Raw genomic sequence first — 17,057 nt, 5'->3', positions numbered from 1 at the left:
GGGAGGGGGTCAGACCGCCGTACGGTCCATCGGCAGGGTCAGGGACTCGGCGTCGGTGCCGCGCCCCGTGCTGAAGTACGGCGAGTGCCGCACGTACTTGGCGACGGCGGCCATGCCGAGGCCGGCGAGGACGATCGCGGCGGGCAGCGAGAACATGAACCACCCGTTGTCCGGGCTGAGTTCGAAGTGGTCGCTCATGGTCAGGTACGAGTATCCGAGGTAGCCGCCGAGGCCGAGCAGGATCAGGCCGGACACGGCGGGCACGCCGACGGCGAGCAGTGCCTCGCGGGCTCCGTCGTGACGCGCGGAGCGGAAGCGCACGGCGCAGGCGAGGGCGGTGAGGCCGTAGTAGAGGGCGACGATCAGGCCGATGGCGTTGACGGCCGCCAGCAGCATGTCGCTCAGCTTGGGGATCGCGACGGCGAGCACGGCGATCACACCGGCGACGGACATCACGACGACCGTGCCGGCGGCGGGGGTGCCCCAGCGCGGGTGGACGCGGGTCCACACCGGACCCATCGTGCGGTCGCGGCTCATCGCGAACAGGCCACGGGCCGTGGGGATCAGGGTGGCCTGCACGGAGGCGACCGCGGAGAACATCAGCGCGACCAGGGGCAGGGTCGCCCAGGGTTCGGCGGCCAGCTTCTCGCCGAGGTACGGGAGGGCCTGGGGGCCGTTCCTGACGAGTTCGGCCAGGCTCATCTCCCGCTGGAAGGCGACCGAGGCGAAGAGGAACAGGCCGAGCATGGCGAACAGGGCGATGAGGCCGCCGCGGGCCGCGTCGCCCGGGCTCCTCGTCTCCTCGTTGACGCTGAACGCCGCGTCCCAGCCCCAGAAGAAGAAGACCGCGAGGACCATGCCCTGGGCGAACGTGGTGCCGCTGGAGATCTCGAAGGGGTTGAACCAGGACAGCGAGACGGCGTGGTCGCCGGTGACCAGGGCCCAGCCGCAGAAGGCCAGCAGGACCGTGTACTCGAAGACCAGGAGGGCGAACTGGAAGCGGGTGGCGGCCCGCACCCCGGTGACGGCCAGCGCGGTGAGCGCGAGGAGGATCACCAGTCCGACCGCGGTGGTGACGCCGGTGGACGTCGGGTCGAGGGCGAGGCCGGCGACACTGTGCAGTCCGGCCTTGTTGGCGAAGGCCAGGACGACCGAGCCCATGATCGCGCTGGTGTAGGCGCAGAAGATGACCGAGCCGACCAGGGTGACCCAGCCGGTCAGGAAGCCGGGCCAGGGGCCGAGGGACTTGCCGACCCAGACGTATCCGTTGCCGCAGTTCGGCTCGGAGCGGTTCAGGCGGGCGTAGGCGGTGGCGATGCCGAGGACCGGCAGGAAGGCCAGGAGCAGCAGTGCCGGGGCCTGGAGGCCCACGATGGTGGCGATCGTGCCCATGCCGATGGCGATGCTGGTGGTGGCGGCCGTGCTGGACGCGGCGATGGCCACGCCGTCGACGACGCCGAGGGAACGGCGCAGATCGGGGCTCGGGGCGGAGGGCGGGGTCGGTCTGGACGACATGGAGGGCTCCTCGGGGACGGAGGGCGAGGAAGGGAAGAGGGGAAGAGCCGCGCGGTGAGGTGATGGAACAGCTCCCGTCCACATTGGGTCAACCCTGTTGACGTAAGGGGGGCGGGGGCCGTTCACTGAGGGGCCCCGGCGAGAGGAATCCGGTATGTCCAGCCGTGTCCCCGAGGAACGCCGACGACGGCGGCCCACCCGCACCGGAGTCCTGCTGTCCGAGGATTTGATCGTCGCGACCGCCCTGCGACTGATCGGTGAGCACGGTCCCGAGGCGCTGAGCGTGCGGCGGCTCGGCGCGGCGCTGGGCTGCGACCCGACCGCCCTCTACCGCTACTTCCACGACACCGACGACCTGGTGCTCGCCATCGCGGACCGGATCATCGGCGACGCGATGGCGGGGTTCGTCCCCGGGGACGACTGGGTGGCGTCACTGCGCGAGATGGCGCTGCGGGTCCGTGCCGGATACCTCGCCCATCCGCGGGCGGCCGCCCTGGCCGCGCACCGGGTGACCCGGCGCACCAGCGAGATCCGGGCGGTGGACACGGGGATCGGCCTGCTGCTGTCCGCGGGCTTCGAGCCGGCCGCCGCCGCCCGCCTGTATCTGGCCTTCATCGACACCGTGCTCAGCCACGCCGCCACCGACGCGGCGTTCCAGGCACTCGCCCGCCAGCAGCGCGAGGCCGACCGTCGCGCCTGGCGGGAGGTCTACCAGGACCTGGACCCGGTGGCGTACCCGGCGCTCACCGCGGTCCGGCGCGAACTGCCGGGGATGGCGGAGAGCTCGTTCGAGGCGGCGGTGGACCTGCTGCTGGAGGCGCTGGCGGCGCGAGCGCCGGCGCGTGGGGCGTCCGCGGGGGGTTCGTCGCCCGGATGAGGTCTTCCGTACGTTCCGTGGGGCGGCTGGCCCCCCGAAGCCGTTCGCGCCGCAGTACCGCGCTCGACCTGGGCATCTCGGCAGCACCTACAGCGTGGCCGGAAAGTTCGCCACCGGCGAGACATTCCCGGCCACTTCGCCTACGTCTAACCGGGTCGACACCGGCGCGTTCACACTCCTGCCCGCGCCGGGGCTTCGACCGATTCCGCCAGTCCCGACGGCGTCCACCACGCCACTGTCCGGACCGTCCGGCAGGGCCGACCTTCCAGGCATCCTGATGCGCGGCACGCCCCGTCACCGCCAACTCGCCGTGACGGGGCCCGCGTTGGACCGCGACGGGCCACATCAGGACACACACCGAGGTCACATGGCGGACAAGTGGCGCGAACGCGACGTACGCCCCTCGCGCCCACCGCACCCCTGTGACATCTACGCAGGAGCATCACACAGGCTGCACACCGCCTTTCGAAAGCCTCGCTACTTTTGCCTCGGCTCGATCCCCCGTGCGAACGAGACCGGCCACGGCCATCGGGCCGATGGTGCAGTCGACTCAGGAAGACCAGATGGACTACTGCTCCTCGTGCCGTCGGCATCTCAACGGCGCCCTGGCGTGTCCCGGATGCGGCGCCTACGCCCCGGACATCGCTCCTCCCGCCCACGTCTACGGGACGGCGGGCACGGCCGCAGCGGCCTGGGACGAAGCACCCAAGTGGCACGACACGGGCCTCCACGAGGAGCCGGCGGCCGGGGCCGAGCCCGGCGTCCCGTCCGAGGACGTGGCGGACGCGCCGGTGATGAAGGAAGGCCGGGCGGCACGTCGGCGCCAGAAGGCCCGCTGGCGGAAGAACCAGCGCAAGGCCGTGGTCGCGACCGCCGTCGCCCTCGTCGGCGGCGGACTGACCGTCACCGCGATGAACCAGCAGTCCAACACCCGGACCCAGGCGGCCGCCTCGCCGGACACCCGGTCCATGGGTGTGGCGGAGCTGCCCACCTCGGGCGACGCCCTGCCGGAGTCGACGCCCGCCAAGGCACTGCAGGCGTCGACGACCACGCCGTCCACGAAGGTCGGCAAGCACCGGCGGACGGCCGACTCGGCGTCCACCACGACCCTGTCGTCGGTCCACACCGACTCCGCCGCCTCCCCCGAGCCCACGGCGACGACCCCCTCGCGGTCGCAGTCCCGGGGCTCGCTGTCGACGTCGGTCGCGACCGGCGGCGGCGGGACGAGCGGCTCGACCACCACGACGGCGGGCACGACCGGCACGACGACGCAGACCTCTTCCTCGTCCACGGACACGGGCACGGGGACGGGCAGCACGACGAGCACGAACACCGGCACGAGCACGAGCACGGGCGGCGACGGCTCTCAGTCCTCGCAGACGAACACCTCGTCGACGTCCACGACCGATCCGTCGGGGCTGTGCGTGCTCAACCTGCTCTGCATCAACTGACGCGCCACCCGCACGCCCGCTACCACCTCAACGGCAGCGTGGCGAGGTGGTCGTCGAGCAGGCCGGAGATGACGCGGTGGTCCCGTGCGGAGGGGTGCCAGTCGCAGCCCAGGTGGTCCAGGGCGGGATCGTCGTAGTACCAGTGGGCGACACGGTCGTCGCCCCGCGCGTTGCGGGTCCGGGCGATCCTCTCGACGGTCTCGGCGAAGGGGCTTGAACCCAGGGCGGTGGCGCTGACGACGAGGAAGGTCCTGGGGCCGTAGCGGGCGCGCAGCTTGTCGAGGAAACCGTGGTAGGCGGACTCGTAGGCGGCGACCAGTTCGGCCTGGGTGCTCCAGCGCTCGCCCGGGTTCAGAGGTGTGGAGAAGTCGTTGAGGCCCAGCCCGATGACGACGACCTGCGGCCGCCAGTCGGCCGGCTTGCGCCAGACGTCGCCCTCCACTCTCAGCAGGGCGCGGTCGTAGTAGGTGCGGAAGTCGGTGCCGGGGCTGCTGCCGTTGTAGTTGCGGACCATGCCACGGCCGGAGAAGGCGTTGATCTGGTAGTCCGCGCCGAGGCGCCGGGCGGTGAGAGCGCCGAAGGAGAGGTCGGAGTCGGTGTTCCGGTCGACTCCCCCGTTGCCCGAGCAGTCGCGGGTGTCGGAGAGGTTGCCGTAGCCGGCGGTGTAGGAGTCTCCGATGAACTCGATCTGTCTGCGCCGGGCCGGGGGCCTGGCGAGGATCGCACCGCCCGCGGCGGCGACGAAGCCGCCGAACCGGCCCTCGCTCCAGGGGCTTTCCGTGCGTTTGACGAGCCGCACCCGGTGCTCGGTGTCGGAGAGTCCCCGGACCCAGGCGGTGGTCCGGCCCGGTGTCACGAGGGTGGCGGCGGTCCTGCCGTCCACCTGGACGTCGTAGTCGTTGACGGGGTCGTCGAGGAGGACACCGACGCCGGTGCCGCGGAACCGGGCCTCGAAGTAGACGCCGGGCCAGCTGTAGCGCACGAAGCCGTCGGCGGCGGTCTTGACCCGGCCCACCGTGTGGTACCGGGTCGAGGCGGCGCTCGCCGCGCGTGCGGGGGCCGCGACGGCGGCGACCAGGCCGGCGGCGGTGGCGGTCACCAGGGTTCTGCGGGATAAGCGACGGGACGGAGCGGGCTGCTGCATCGGGCCATCCTTGGGTCGTGGGGGACGGTCGGGGCCTGGTGCGGTGGTGGGCCCCGCGATCCTCGGTACGGCTCGTTCGGCCCGTAGGTCACGGGAGCGCTCCCACACCCCTGGCGTTGTTCAAGGTGACCGCCTCGGGCGTGCCCGTCAACCCTCCCGGCAGCATCTGCCCGCGGCCGCCGAAAGCGGGGATGAACAGTCGGGCATGAGTACGGATCTTCCGGGTAGCAGCACGATGCTTACCCGGAAGGGCCGCCGAACCTGGGGAGGTCGAGGCGGCCCTTCCCCCTTCCCTTCGAGAGCGCTCGCCCGCGTCCTCGGCCCAGCTCATCGGGCAGTCCGACGGCGATGCCCTCGGGGCCACGGAGGGGGCAGAGCCGGTGGGTGTGCTGAACCGTCAGGCCGGTTCGCCTTGGTCCGTGGCGGTGTCGACGCCGAACAGACTGCTCGCGTTGTCGTGGCACACGGCCCGCAGCCACTCCGCTCCGAGGTCCAGCCGTTCCAGGGCCTGGAGTTGGTGCAGATAGGGGTAGGGGATGCTGGGGAAGTCGGAGCCGAGCAGGACACGGTCCCCGAGTGCGGCGAGCCGGGGCAGGGCGCGGCGCGGGAACGGCATGAAGTCCTCGGTGAAGTCGGTGAACGCCATCGTGGTGTCCAGCCGGACCTGGTCGTAGCGCTCGGCGAGGTCGAAGAACTCCTCGTACTCGGGCATGCCCATGTGCGCGACGATCAGCCGCAGCCTCGGGTGCCGGGCCAGGACCCGTGCGATGGGCTCGGGACCGGTGTGCTTGCCGGGCGCGGGCCCGGAGCCGCAGTGGATCACCACGGGGATGCCCGCCTCGGCCAGCAGCCCCCAGGTTCCGTGGAGGCGTTCGTCGGCCGGGTCGTAGCCGCCCACCTGGACGTGCGCCTTGAAGACCCGTGCCCCGGCGTCGACGGCCTCGCGCACGTACGTCTCGACGTCCGGCTCGGGAAAGAGGGTCGCGGTGTGCAGACAGTCGGGGGTGCGACCGGCGAAGTCGGCCGCCCAGCCGTTCAGCCACCTGGCCATACCGGGCTTGTGGGGGTAGAGCATCGCGGTGAAGGCCCGCACCCCGAACCCCCGCAGCAGGGCCGTTCTCTCCGCCTCCGCCTTCCGGTAGGTGATCGGCCATCCCAGGCCGCCGATCAGCGGCCCGTTGGTGTCGAAGTACTCCCAGACCTTGTGCAGGACCCGCTCGGGCATGAAGTGGGTGTGGACGTCGATCAGGCCCGGAAGACCCAGTCGGCCCCAGAAACGGCGGACCTCACCGGCCTCGTCGTTCGTCGCCTCGTCGCGATCGCTCATGCCGCCCACGATCGTCCCCGGTGCGGGGTACGGCGACCTTTTCCGCAGGCGACGCGGTGAGGGATCCGTCACAGGAAGTGGGGACGGTACGGCCCCGGAAGAAACGGCCCCCGCACAACGCTTTGGGCCCGCGGCCGTGAACAGGTCACGACCGCGGGCCGGGGATCGAGCGTCGGGTCAGGCGTTCAGCGCCGCCAGCACCACGGACCTGGCCTCCTCCTGGACCTGGCTCAGATGGTCCGGGCCGAGGAACGACTCGCCGTAGATCTTGTACACGTCCTCGGTGCCCGAGGGGCGGGCCGCGAACCAGGCGTTGGCGGTGGCCACCTTGATGCCGCCGAGGGCGGCGCCGTTGCCGGGGGCCTCCGTGAGGACCTCGGTGACCGGTTCTCCGGCGAGGGTGTCGGCGGTGACCTGGCTCGGGGACAACTTGGCGAGCAGGGCCTTCTCCTCGCGGGAGGCCGGGGCGTCGACGCGCGCGTAGGCGGGGGCGCCGAAGCGGTCGGTGAGCTCGGCGTAGTGCTGCGAGGGGCTCTTGCCGGTCGCCGCCGTGATCTCGGAGGCGAGCAGGGCCAGGATGATGCCGTCCTTGTCGGTGGTCCACACCGAGCCGTCGCGGCGCAGGAAGGACGCGCCGGCCGACTCCTCGCCGCCGAAGCCGATCGTGCCGTCGGACAGGCCGTCCACGAACCACTTGAAGCCCACGGGCACCTCGACCAGCGTCCGGCCGAGGTCGGCCGCGACCCGGTCGATCATGCTGGACGACACCAGGGTCTTGCCGATCCCGGCCGACGCGGACCACTGCTCGCGGTGCGAGAACAGGTACGAGATGGCCACGGCCAGGTAGTGGTTGGGGTTCATCAGGCCCGCGTCCGGTGTGACGATGCCGTGCCGGTCGGAGTCGGCGTCGTTGCCGGTGGCGATGTCGAACCGGTCGCGCTGCTCGATGAGCGAGGCCATGGCGTACGGCGACGAGCAGTCCATGCGGATCTTGCCGTCCCAGTCGAGCGTCATGAAGCGCCAGGTGGGATCGGTGAGCGGGTTGACCACGGTGAGGTCGAGTCGGTGCTCCTCGGCGATACGGCCCCAGTAGGCGACCGAGGCACCGCCGAGCGGGTCGGCGCCGATGCGCACTCCGGCGGACCGGATCGCGTCCAGGTCCAGGACGTTCGGCAGGTCGGCCACGTAGGCGCCGAGGAAGTCGTGGCGTCCGGTGCCGGGGGCGGCCAGGGCGCGGCTGTACGGGATGCGCCGTACGTCCTTCAGGCCGCCGGTGATGATCTCGTTGGCGCGGTCCTGGATCCAGGAGGTCGCCTCGGAACCGGCGGGGCCGCCGTTCGGCGGGTTGTACTTGAAGCCTCCGTCGGCCGGCGGGTTGTGCGAGGGGGTGACGACGACGCCGTCGGCGAGCGCCGAGGTCCGGTGCCGGTTGTGCGTGAGGATGGCGTGCGAGACGGCGGGGGTGGGCGTGTAGCCGTCCGCCTGGTCGATGAGGACGGTGACGTCGTTGGCCGCGAACACCTCCAGGGCCGTGATCCGCGCGGGCTCGGACAGGGCGTGGGTGTCGGCGCCGAGGAAGAGGGGGCCGTCGGTGCCCTGGGCGGCGCGGTACTCGCAGATGGCCTGGCTGGTGGCCGCGATGTGGTCCTCGTTGAAGGCCGCCGCGAGGGACGAACCGCGGTGCCCCGAGGTCCCGAAGGCCACCCGCTGTCCGGGTTCGGCCGGGTCGGGGTGCAGCGTGTAGTACGCCGTCACCAGACGGGCCACGTCGATGAGGTCGTCGGGCCCGGCGACCTGCCCCGCTCGCGCGTTCTGCATTTACCCGCTCCTCCGCAAGGGTCGACCGTTGGGTACGGGCCCCATTCTCCCCCGCCGGAGCGACGGGGACGCGCGTGGGGGCACGGTTCCGCTTGCTCCCGCGCCCGTGAAGGTGACCTCGGCCGACAACCGGCCGACGAGGCGGGTCGTCGGGGTTCAATGGCCGTCATGATGCGTAGAAGGACGTCGTCCACCGCCGCTGTTGTCGTTTGTGCGTTCGCGCTTCTCACAGCGTGTTCCTCCGACCCCTCGGACGGGACCTCCGCCGAGGGCCGGCCGAGCGGGTCCGGATCCAGGCCGGCGTCCGTCCCCGCGCAGCCACCCACCCCGTCGTCCCCGACGTCGCCCTCGCCGACCGGGCCGTGTGCCGACGGGACGTGCGAGATCGAGGTCGCCGTCGGAGACACCGTGAACGTGCCGCAGTCGTACGGTCTCGGGCCGATCAAGGTGAGGGCGATCGCCGACGGCGAGGTCGACATGGTCGCCCCGCTGACGGGGCCCGGCTACAGCGTCTCGGGCTGCTCCGGTGGCGGCGGGGTGTCGTCGGCCGGTGGGGGCGGTGTCGGGCTCCGCTGCGGAAAGGGCCCCGCCGCGACCGTCAACGACGCCATGAGCCTGAAGGTCGTAGACGTACGCGGCACGACCGCCGTCCTGCGCATCGAACCCGCCAGGTGACGTACGGCCTCCACGTCCTCAACGCCGAGGCCCTCGTGGGCGGGTGTCCCGGGCGGAGGACGAAGGGCGGGGCGAGTTCTCGACCGGCGTCCCGGTGCCGCCAGGGCCGGTGCGCCGGTTCGTCAGCAGGACGAGAGCCAGAGCGCCGGCCGCCAGCTGACATGCGGCGGTTCCCAGCATCAGCGGGACGGCACCCAGCCCGCTCAGGGCGCCCGCCACGCCCGCTCCGGCGGCGGCGAAGGTGCTCTTGAGCCCGGCGCCGAGGGTGAAGATCTGGGTGCGGACGGCCGTGGGGGCGTAGCGCTCACGGCTGGCCAGCAGTGCGCTGAACAGCGGACCGGTACAGAAGCCGGCCACGGCGAACAGGCCCGCCGCCGTGACGGCGTGACCGGTCCAGGGCACCACGGCCAGGGGAATGCCGGTGGCCGGCAGACCCCACAGGACCACGCGCTCCGGCCGGTGCCGGCCGACGGGGCGCCAGGCGTAACCCAGGGAGCCAGCCAGGGCACCGGCGGCGAACGCGGTCATCAGCCCGCCCGTCGCCCACGGCGCGTGGTACTCGGCGGCCAGCAGCACGCTCACCACCGGGAGCGCCCCCACCCCCATCTGTCCCACACCGCTGCCCCAAGTGACCGACCGGAGCGGGGGGTTGCGGACCAGTTCGACCGCCCCCCGCACCAGGTCGGCAGGCCGCAGCCGTCCCGGTCCGGCACGACCGCGGGCCCGTGGACGCAGCGGCAGCGACAACAGCAGCAGCCCACCCGTCATCGCCGCTGCCCCCAGAACCGCGAGGGCCGCCCCCGCGCCCGCTGCCGCGCCCAGGGCCGCCGCGGCAGCGGGCCCGCAGATGCCCGCCAGGTTGTACGACACCGCGTCGGCGCTGAAGGCCCTGGCCAGCCGCTCCTTGCCGAGCAGTTCCGGCAGGAGGCCGGTGAGGCCCCCGGTCAGCAGGGGGGCGACACACCCGGCGGCGGCGGCCAACGCCAGCGCCACGACGTCGTCGGCCGTGCCCACGAGGAAGGCCAGGGTGAAGAGCGCGGCACCGTAGAGCGCCACGGCACTGCCGTGGAAGAGACGGCGGCGCCGCACCGAGTCGGCCAGTACGCCGGCCACCGGTGCGGCTGCCACATGGGGGATCATCAGCGCGGCCACCAGGGCACCGCCGAGCGCCGGACTGCCGGCGCGCTGCGCGGCCAGCATGACGAGTCCGACACGGGCTCCCTCGTCCGCGGTCCGGGCGAGGACGGCCGCGGTCAGATACACCGGCAGCAGCGGGGGACCTCCGGTGCGGGGCGCGCCGCCGATCGTCCCCGTCATGCCCGGCATGAGCGCCGGACGGGCCGCCGGTACGGCACGGTGGGCTCACGGTCGTCGAGCAGCGACAGCGCTTCGTCGACCTCACGGACCTGGGGGACAGTCGTCCTGGTCAGCACGGGCCCCCCGGGGTCAGGGCGATGCGGGCGGTGATGCGCTTGCCCGACGCCAGCCGCTGGATGTCGACGTCCGGGGTGACGGCCCGGACGATCTCCAGGCCGTGCCGGCCGACGCGGTCCGGGTCGGTGGGGTGCGCCTCCGGCAGGGTGGGGTTGCTGTCCCCGACGGCGATCTCCACTCGGGCGCCGGTGATGCGCAGCTCCATGAGGACGGGCCCTGGGGCGTACTTGAGGGCGTTGGTGACCAGCTCGCTCACGATGAGCCGGGCCATCTCCACGGTGTACGAGGAGACAGCCGGGCCGTGCTTGTCCTGGGCCCGGGTGAGGAAGTCGGCGGCGTGCCGGCGGGCCTGTGCGATGCACCCGTCGTCCCCGGCCAGGGCGAAGCGGGCCCGCATCGGACGGGCAGCGCGCTCCGTACAGTCCCCGTCCTCGGATGGCGAACCCACCAGCATCAGCCCTGTCCTCCCCGTCTCCGCGGGCGAGTGCCCGCCGGGCGGTACCGGCATGCACACCCGAGGCGATGTTCGAACAGAGTCGGCCTGGTGCATCCGGCCGGGACGGTACGGCACAATCATTCACGGACGCTGCCCCCGGCAGCCTGGGCACAGGTGAGGAACGGTGACCGACATAGCGCCGACAGGCCGACCAGAGCGGCTGTCCATCGAACACTCCACGGTCGACGGCATCCGGGTGGTGACCCTGCGCGGGGACGTCGACCACGATGTCAAGGACGCGCTGACGACGGCACTGCTGCCCCAGGACATCGCCGAAGCCGGTCCGGCGCCTCGTGTCGTGGCGGATCTCAGCGGAGTGACCTTCCTGGACTCCACCGGCATCAACGTCTTCGTCCACGTCCACCAGCAGGTCGCCGCGGCCCGGGGATGGCTGCGCCTGGCCGCCGCGCGCGAGCCGGTGATGCGGGTCGTGCAACTCGTCGGCCTGGACACCGTCATCGCCTGCCTTCCCACGCTGGAGCAGGCCCTGGACCCCGGCACGGACACGAAGGTTCTTCGCCGACCGTAGTCGGCGAAGAACCCCCGAGAGGCTGTCTCCCCAACCTCTCCTCGGCCGAGTCGCCCTCATCCGCACGCTCACACACCCTCCGCCCCGGCAACCGGGTACACCACCGACCCGGTGACCGCACGGTCGCGGATCAGCGCGGGTCCGTCCCGTCCTCGACCGGTCGGCGGCGATCGCCGTGCCAGTCCAAAACCATGACGGTGGCGTCGTCCCTGAGGCGGCCGTGGCAGGCGTCGAGCACCGAGGCGGTCAGGGCCCGGACGGCTTCTCGCGGATGGAGCGCGCCGGTGTCGTGAACGACAGAGGCCAGGTCGGCCGCGGCGGCACCGCGTTCCAGCATTCCGTCGGTGAGCAGGATCAGTCGGTCGCCGGGACGCAGTGCCAGTTCCTGGAGCCGGTAGGAGCCGGGGGCCACCACACCGAACGGCAGATTGACGGCGAGCCTGACCTCTTCGACGGTGCCGTCACGCAGCCGCAGCGGCCAGGGGTGGCCGGCGTTGACGAGTTCGCACAGACCCGTCTCCAGGTCGACGCACAGCAACTGCCCGGTGGCCAGCCCACGGCTGTGGCGCAGCAGGGCCTGGTGGGCGTGGTCGGCCTGCTTGAGGGCGTCACAGCCGCTGCGGCGCGCCTTCCGCAGCGCACCGACCAGCAGGGTGGCCAGCAGCGCGGAGTTCGTGTCGTGGCCCATCGCGTCGGTGATCGACAGATGCAGGGTGCCGCGGTCGAGGGTGTAGTCGTAGGTGTCGCCACCGATGTCGTCCGCCGGGACCAGTCCGGCGGCGAGGGTGAACTGGGCCGCCTCGCAGCAGGGGGCCGAGGGCAGGAGCTGGTGCTGGATCTCCGCGGCCAGGCTGGTCTCGGTGGTGCGCCGGCCCAGGTGGTACAGGTCGGTGAAGCGTCCGTCCGTGACGATGATGTAGGCCAGCGCGTGTGCCGCGTCGCGGACCTGTCGCAGCACGGTGTCGTCGGCGTGCTGCAAGGTCACCTCCAGGACGCCGACGCAGTCGCCGCGGTTGCTGACCGGCGTGATGACGCGCTGCCCGCCCTGGCCGTCCGGCTCCACGTGCTGGCGCTGGTTGCGCAGCACGCTGTCGTAGACGCTGCCCTTCAGCTCGATCGGCTCCGCATCCGTGAAAGCGGCGCCGGACGCGGCGAGGCGTACCAGGCGCTGTCCGATGAGGTCGACGAAGAGGAACGACACCCGCTCCGCGCCCAGCCTCTTCTGCAGGTCGCGTGCCACCACGTCCACGGACTCACCGGGCGGGGCCGCTTCGGCAGCGGCCAGCAGCTCGCCCAGTTCCAGGTCTCCACCCTCCACAACAACCTCCCATCGGCTGCCGCAACTTCTTCCCCGCATCTCCGTGCCATCACCTGATCCGGCCGTATTGCCTGGTCAAGGGCTCACGAAGCTCGGCCGGGACCTCGAATCGGAGCGGCGCCCGTTGATCCACATCCATCCCGGGTAGACGCGTCGGCATGGCTGAAGTGGTACAGGCTGGACTGTGGGGACTGGTGGCGGGCTCGGCGCTGCTGCTCGGCGCCGCGCTGGGGTACGGGTTGCGGGTGCCGCAGAAGGTGATCGCGACCGTGATGGCGTTCGGTGCCGGGGTGCTGTTGTCGGCGGTCTCCTTCGAACTGGTCGGGGAGGCGTACGACCAGGCGGGACTGACTCCCGCGGCCGTCGGCACCCTCATCGGCGCCCTGGCCTACACCGGGGGCAACGTGTGGCTGGCCCGCCGGGGGGCCCGGCACCGCAAGCGCTCCGGTCACGCGCGGTCGGCGGCGCAGCCCTCGGAGGCCCAGCAGGGCGGCTCCGGGATGGCGCTCGCGCTCGGCGCGCTGCTCGACGGCGTGCCGGAGTCCGCGGTGATCGGCGTCAGCCTGCTCGACGGCGGCGCGGTCAGCCTGGTGACCGTGGCAGCGGTGTTCATCAGCAATGTGCCCGAGGGCCTGTCCAGTTCGGCGGGGATGAAGAAGGCCGGCCGCACCAAGGGGTACGTCTTCGGTGTCTGGGCCGCGATCGCCGCCGCGAGCACCGTGTCGGCCGTCCTCGGCTACACGGTGGTCGGCTCCTTCTCCCCCGCCCTGATCGCCGTGGTGACCGCCGTGGCGGCCGGTGCGATCCTCGCCATGATCGCCGACACCATGATTCCCGAGGCGTTCGAGGACGCCCACCTGGCCATCGGTCTGATCACCGTGAGCGGCTTCCTGGTCTCCTTCGCCCTGTCTCACGCCTGACGGGGCGGCCAGCGGGAGGGATTCACCGGAGGGAAGCGATCAGCTGGGAGGCGGTGCGGTCTTGGGCCGGATTCCGGTGACCGGTTCCGCGGACGGCGCTCGTGCCTACCGCCCCTGCCTCGACGGGAGCCGTCCCGATGAGAGCGGCGACCGGGCAAGGAGCTGGTGCCGTGCCACGCCCCGGCCAGGATCTCGTCCCGCACACCGTGGCCGCCCTCGTCCTCAGGGCCCTGGCCGCGCCCGCGGCGGTGCGACCGCCGCGGACTGCTTCGGAGCGGGAACTGAACAGACGCATGCTGATGGTGCGGGCCCTGCGCCAGGTGGGAGACGGTCATCCGGAGGAGGGCACCGCCGAAGCGGTCTCCGGCCGGGTCGGCCATGCCCACTGCCGCCTGTGCGAACTCGCTGACGCGGTCGCGTTCGCCGTCGGGCGGTTGGCGGACCGGACCGCCGGGGTGTGACCCACGCGGGCAGGACCGCCGGGTACGCGGGCAGGGGCGTCGGCGCCCACCGCTTGTGGGGCGTACGCCAGACTGCCGAGGGCTCTTCTCTGCTCGGCCCGGGCCGCCGTTCGCAGCCCTGTTCGCCTCTTGACGTGCGCTTCGGCGGCGAGGGAGTGGCCCGGACGTCGTTCCGCGGATGCTCTCCGGCGATCACCCGATGCCGTGCGCCGGGCGTTCGGTGAGGCGGTCGATGACGAAGGCGTACAGGCCGGCGTTGTCGGGAACGGCGATGTGCAGGATGAAGTCCTCGGTGCCCGTGGTGACGAACACGCCGAGAATGTCCGGCAGGCTCGTCACCCAGTTCCGGAAGCTCCGCCGACGGTTCCTACATGTTGATCATGTGGCCGGCGAGGCCGTGGACGGCTTCCTTGACCGCTTCGCCGAGGGTGGGGTGGGCGTGGACGTTGCGGGCGACCTCGTGGACCGTGAGGTCCCACTGCTGGGCCAGGGTCAGCTCGGGGAGGAGTTCGGTGACGTCGGGTCCGATGAGGTGACCGCCGAGGAGTTCGCCGTACTTGGCGTCGCTGATCAGCTTCACGAACCCGCTGGCGTCACCCAGGCCATGGGCCTTGGCGTTCGCGGTGAACGGGAACTTGGCGACCTGGACGTCGAAGCCCTTCTCCCGCGCCTGCGCCTCGGTGTAGCCGAAGCTGGCGATCTGCGGCTGGCAGAAGGTGGAACGCGGGATCATCACGTAGTCGAGCTCCATGGTCTCCGCGTCCGCGATCGTCTCGGCGGCGACCACGCCCATGGCCTCGGCGGCGTGCGCGAGCATCAGCTTCGCGGTGACGTCACCGATGGCGTAGATGTGGGGGACGGAGGTACGGCAACGACCGTCGACGTCGATCGCGCCGCGCTCGGTGAGGCGCACGCCGGTGTTCTCCAGGCCGTACCCGGTGACGTTCGGCGCGAAGCCGATCGCCTGGAGCACCTTGTCGGCCTCCAGGACCTGCTGGGCGCCGTCCTTGCCGGTAACCGTCACCCGGACCTGCGGGCCGGACTCGTCGATCGACTCGACGCGGGTCGAGGTGAGGACGTCGATGCCCAACTTCCGGTACTGCTTGGCCAGTTCGGCGGAGACCTCGGCGTCCTCCAGGGGTGCGATCCGGTCCAGGAACTCGACGACGGTGACCTTGACGCCGTAGTTGTGCAGCACGTAGGCGAACTCGACACCGATGGCCCCGGCGCCCGCGATCACGATCGACTGCGGCAGGTCCTCGGCGAGGATCTGCTCCTCGTACGTCACCACGCGCGACGTGCGGCGGGTGCCGGGGAGCAGCTTGGGGCTCGCGCCGGCGGCGATGACGCAGTGGTCGAAGCCGATGGTGCGGGTGTTGCCGTCGTAGTCGGCCACTTGGAGGGTGTGCGGGTCGAGGAACGTGCCACGACCGCTGATTTCCGTGATCTTGTTCTTCTTCATCAGGTAGTGGACGCCCTTGACCCGGCCGTCCGCGACCTTCCGGCTGCGGCGGAAGGCCTCGCCGTAGTCGAAGGAGACCTGCCCGTCGACCTTGATGCCGAAGGTCTTCGCCTCGCGCGTGAAGATGTGTGCCAGCTCGGCGTTGCGCAGCAGGGCCTTGGTGGGGATACAGCCCACGTTCAGGCAGACGCCGCCCCAGTACTTCTCCTCGACGACCGCGACGCGCTTGCCCAGTTGAGCGGCCCTGATGGCGGCGACGTATCCGCCGGGACCCGCGCCGAGTACGACGACGTCGAAGCGCTCACCCTGCTCGTCCATGGACGGCTTCCTTTCCGCTGGGGCGGCCGGCTCCCGCGAGGGCCGACTCGCTCCCGATCGACAACCTGTTCATCAACTCGCCGACAGGGGAGGCGAACGTATGGTTCACCACCTCACCAGCGAGGTGCCGGACGTCTGCTTCAGCGCCCCGGCGCCGTGATCTATGCCCGCCCGGTCATCATCGACGGCGGGCCGACGCCCCGTCGACTCCGTGTACTGCGGCCTCGGCGGCACCGACCCTGAGGGTGTCGGGGCCGAAGGCGGCGACCGGGCCGGGCGCACCGGGCTTGAGGACGGCATCCGGCTGTGCCGCGTGGACGGCGCCCCAGGCCGGGAGGGATCCCGTCAGCTCGTACGGATCGGGTCCGGTGAGGGCGGTCGTGGCCAAGGGGCGGCCCCGACTGTCGCGGGCGACGGCGATCACCGGGGAACGGCCGTCGGGGTCCGGCTCGCGCCGGGATCCCGGGAGCCGCTCGGACCACCGTTCCACAGCGGCCCACGCCTTCGTCGAGCGCAACAAGGGCGCCTGGATCGTGGCGGCGATCCGCACCGGGCGCGTCCACCGCCCGAACCATCCGAGGCCCACCTCTGGTGGGGACGCACCCGCTTGCCCACCCGCTTGATGCGCCCTGCCCTTCGTGAACCGCTCCCCCGCCCGCGCCCGCCGCTGGTGCGGCAGACCGAGCCCCAAGAGCCCTTGTCTCCACCGCGCTCAGCTCACTCGGCGGGCCGCAGACGAAACGCGGGGCCGGGGATGCTCTCGATGTCTTCCGGCTGTACGGCGTGGCCGTGTTCGCAGCGGATCTGGGCGTCGACAGGCGCGCCGCAACCACGGTGCCGGGACAACATGGCCGGGCCCTCCGGGTCGGCACGGTAGCGGTCGCCCCACTGCAGGAGCCCCATCACGGCCGGGACCAGATCCACCCCCTTGGGCGTGATCACGTACTTCGGACGGCTTCGCGAGCCCGGCTCCTTGTAGGTTTCGGTGGCCAGAATCCCTTCCTTCACGAGCATCCGAAGACGGGCCGCGAGGAGGTTGCGAGGACAGCCGAGGACGCGTTCGAACTCGCTGAAGCGGGACGAGCCGTAGAAGACCTCGCGCAGGATCAGGATCGTCCACTTCTCGCCCACGACCTCAAGGGTCCGCGCGATCGAGCAGTTCGACGCGTCCCGGTCGAGTCGGGGGTCCAGGCCGGCGTCCTGCAGAGCTTCGGTCGTTGCATCCATGAGGTGATTCTAACCTCTCCTGAGTTTACTTTTCCATACTCAGCTAGTAGCGTCGCAGTCAGCACATCAACCCGGCCGCACGCGA

The 17,057-nt window shown here is 71.6% G+C and carries 16 protein-coding genes and 1 pseudogene; 6 read left to right on the top strand and 11 right to left on the bottom strand.

Annotated features, from left to right (window positions below; translation table 11 throughout):
- Positions 1-9: 9 nt before the first annotated feature.
- The gene (locus ABZ098_RS15905; RefSeq protein WP_356591272.1) at positions 10-1,515 is read right to left on the bottom strand and encodes an APC family permease; all 1,506 of its coding nucleotides are present in this window, start codon (positions 1,513-1,515) and stop codon (positions 10-12) included.
- Positions 1,516-1,669: 154 nt separating this feature from the next.
- On the opposite strand from ABZ098_RS15905, the gene ABZ098_RS15900 reads away from it, so the two are divergent.
- Entirely contained in the window at positions 1,670-2,392 is a 723-nt protein-coding gene (locus tag ABZ098_RS15900; RefSeq protein WP_356591270.1) for a helix-turn-helix domain-containing protein, read from the top strand.
- A 536-nt stretch (positions 2,393-2,928) separates the two neighbouring features.
- Positions 2,929-3,843 (top strand): hypothetical protein, encoded by a 915-nt coding sequence (locus ABZ098_RS15895; RefSeq protein ID WP_356591268.1) that lies wholly within the window; start codon positions 2,929-2,931, stop codon positions 3,841-3,843.
- A 19-nt stretch (positions 3,844-3,862) separates the two neighbouring features.
- Here ABZ098_RS15895 and ABZ098_RS15890 read toward each other — a convergent pair whose 3' ends face one another.
- The 3 genes from ABZ098_RS15890 to pgm all read right to left on the bottom strand — a co-directional run bounded on the left by ABZ098_RS15890 (position 3,863) and on the right by pgm (position 8,132).
- A complete protein-coding gene (locus ABZ098_RS15890) occupies positions 3,863-4,987 on the bottom strand; it encodes an SGNH/GDSL hydrolase family protein (RefSeq protein WP_356591266.1) in 1,125 nt (374 codons plus the stop codon).
- Between the two features lie 397 nt (positions 4,988-5,384).
- Complete coding sequence (locus ABZ098_RS15885; RefSeq protein ID WP_356591264.1) at positions 5,385-6,314, bottom strand: amidohydrolase family protein; 930 nt, start codon at positions 6,312-6,314, stop codon at positions 5,385-5,387.
- Positions 6,315-6,491: 177 nt separating this feature from the next.
- Complete coding sequence (gene pgm / locus ABZ098_RS15880) at positions 6,492-8,132, bottom strand: phosphoglucomutase (alpha-D-glucose-1,6-bisphosphate-dependent) (RefSeq protein ID WP_356591262.1); 1,641 nt, start codon at positions 8,130-8,132, stop codon at positions 6,492-6,494.
- A gap of 408 nt (positions 8,133-8,540) precedes the next feature.
- Here pgm and ABZ098_RS15875 point away from each other — a divergent pair, with 408 nt between their 5' ends.
- Positions 8,541-8,807 (top strand): hypothetical protein, encoded by a 267-nt coding sequence (locus ABZ098_RS15875; protein ID WP_356591260.1) that lies wholly within the window; start codon positions 8,541-8,543, stop codon positions 8,805-8,807.
- Between the two features lie 18 nt (positions 8,808-8,825).
- On the opposite strand, the gene ABZ098_RS15870 is transcribed toward ABZ098_RS15875, so the two are convergent.
- Both ABZ098_RS15870 and ABZ098_RS15865 read right to left on the bottom strand, forming a co-directional pair.
- Positions 8,826-10,124 (bottom strand): MFS transporter, encoded by a 1,299-nt coding sequence (locus ABZ098_RS15870; RefSeq protein WP_356591258.1) that lies wholly within the window; start codon positions 10,122-10,124, stop codon positions 8,826-8,828.
- Between the two features lie 109 nt (positions 10,125-10,233).
- Positions 10,234-10,695, bottom strand: a complete 462-nt coding sequence (locus ABZ098_RS15865; RefSeq protein ID WP_356591257.1) for an ATP-binding protein — start codon at positions 10,693-10,695, stop codon at positions 10,234-10,236.
- A 166-nt stretch (positions 10,696-10,861) separates the two neighbouring features.
- Between ABZ098_RS15865 and ABZ098_RS15860 the strand changes: the two genes are divergently transcribed.
- Complete coding sequence (locus ABZ098_RS15860) at positions 10,862-11,266, top strand: STAS domain-containing protein (protein WP_356591255.1); 405 nt, start codon at positions 10,862-10,864, stop codon at positions 11,264-11,266.
- 130 nt (positions 11,267-11,396) lie between these two features.
- Here the strand turns inward: ABZ098_RS15860 and ABZ098_RS15855 are convergent, their stop codons facing one another.
- On the bottom strand, positions 11,397-12,584 hold the full coding sequence (locus ABZ098_RS15855) for a PP2C family protein-serine/threonine phosphatase (RefSeq protein ID WP_356591253.1): 1,188 nt from the start codon (positions 12,582-12,584) through the stop codon (positions 11,397-11,399).
- A 158-nt stretch (positions 12,585-12,742) separates the two neighbouring features.
- Here ABZ098_RS15855 and ABZ098_RS15850 point away from each other — a divergent pair, with 158 nt between their 5' ends.
- Complete coding sequence (locus ABZ098_RS15850; RefSeq protein ID WP_356591252.1) at positions 12,743-13,504, top strand: ZIP family zinc transporter; 762 nt, start codon at positions 12,743-12,745, stop codon at positions 13,502-13,504.
- Positions 13,505-13,674: 170 nt separating this feature from the next.
- Positions 13,675-13,965 carry a hypothetical protein gene (locus ABZ098_RS15845; RefSeq protein ID WP_356591250.1) on the top strand — a complete coding sequence of 97 codons (291 nt, stop codon included), beginning with the start codon at positions 13,675-13,677 and terminating at the stop codon, positions 13,963-13,965.
- Positions 13,966-14,157: 192 nt separating this feature from the next.
- On the opposite strand, the pseudogene ABZ098_RS15840 reads toward ABZ098_RS15845, so the two are convergent.
- The 4 genes and pseudogenes from ABZ098_RS15840 to ABZ098_RS15825 form a co-directional block, all read right to left on the bottom strand.
- Positions 14,158-14,316 (bottom strand): annotated as a pseudogene (locus ABZ098_RS15840) (Lrp/AsnC ligand binding domain-containing protein); the annotation flags it as partial.
- A gap of 16 nt (positions 14,317-14,332) precedes the next feature.
- Complete coding sequence (lpdA, locus tag ABZ098_RS15835; RefSeq protein WP_356591248.1) at positions 14,333-15,745, bottom strand: dihydrolipoyl dehydrogenase; 1,413 nt, start codon at positions 15,743-15,745, stop codon at positions 14,333-14,335.
- Between the two features lie 178 nt (positions 15,746-15,923).
- Positions 15,924-16,295 carry a hypothetical protein gene (locus ABZ098_RS15830; RefSeq protein ID WP_356591246.1) on the bottom strand — a complete coding sequence of 124 codons (372 nt, stop codon included), beginning with the start codon at positions 16,293-16,295 and terminating at the stop codon, positions 15,924-15,926.
- A 167-nt stretch (positions 16,296-16,462) separates the two neighbouring features.
- A complete protein-coding gene (locus ABZ098_RS15825) occupies positions 16,463-16,972 on the bottom strand; it encodes a helix-turn-helix domain-containing protein (RefSeq protein WP_356591244.1) in 510 nt (169 codons plus the stop codon).
- Between the last annotated feature and the right edge of the window lie 85 nt (positions 16,973-17,057).

The sequence above is a fragment of the Streptomyces sp. NPDC006335 genome (assembly GCF_040612795.1).
Taxonomy (GTDB): Bacteria; Actinomycetota; Actinomycetes; order Streptomycetales; family Streptomycetaceae; genus Streptomyces.
The sequence above is the reverse complement of the archived record's forward strand: the minus strand, read 5'-3'. Positions and strand labels throughout refer to the sequence as shown.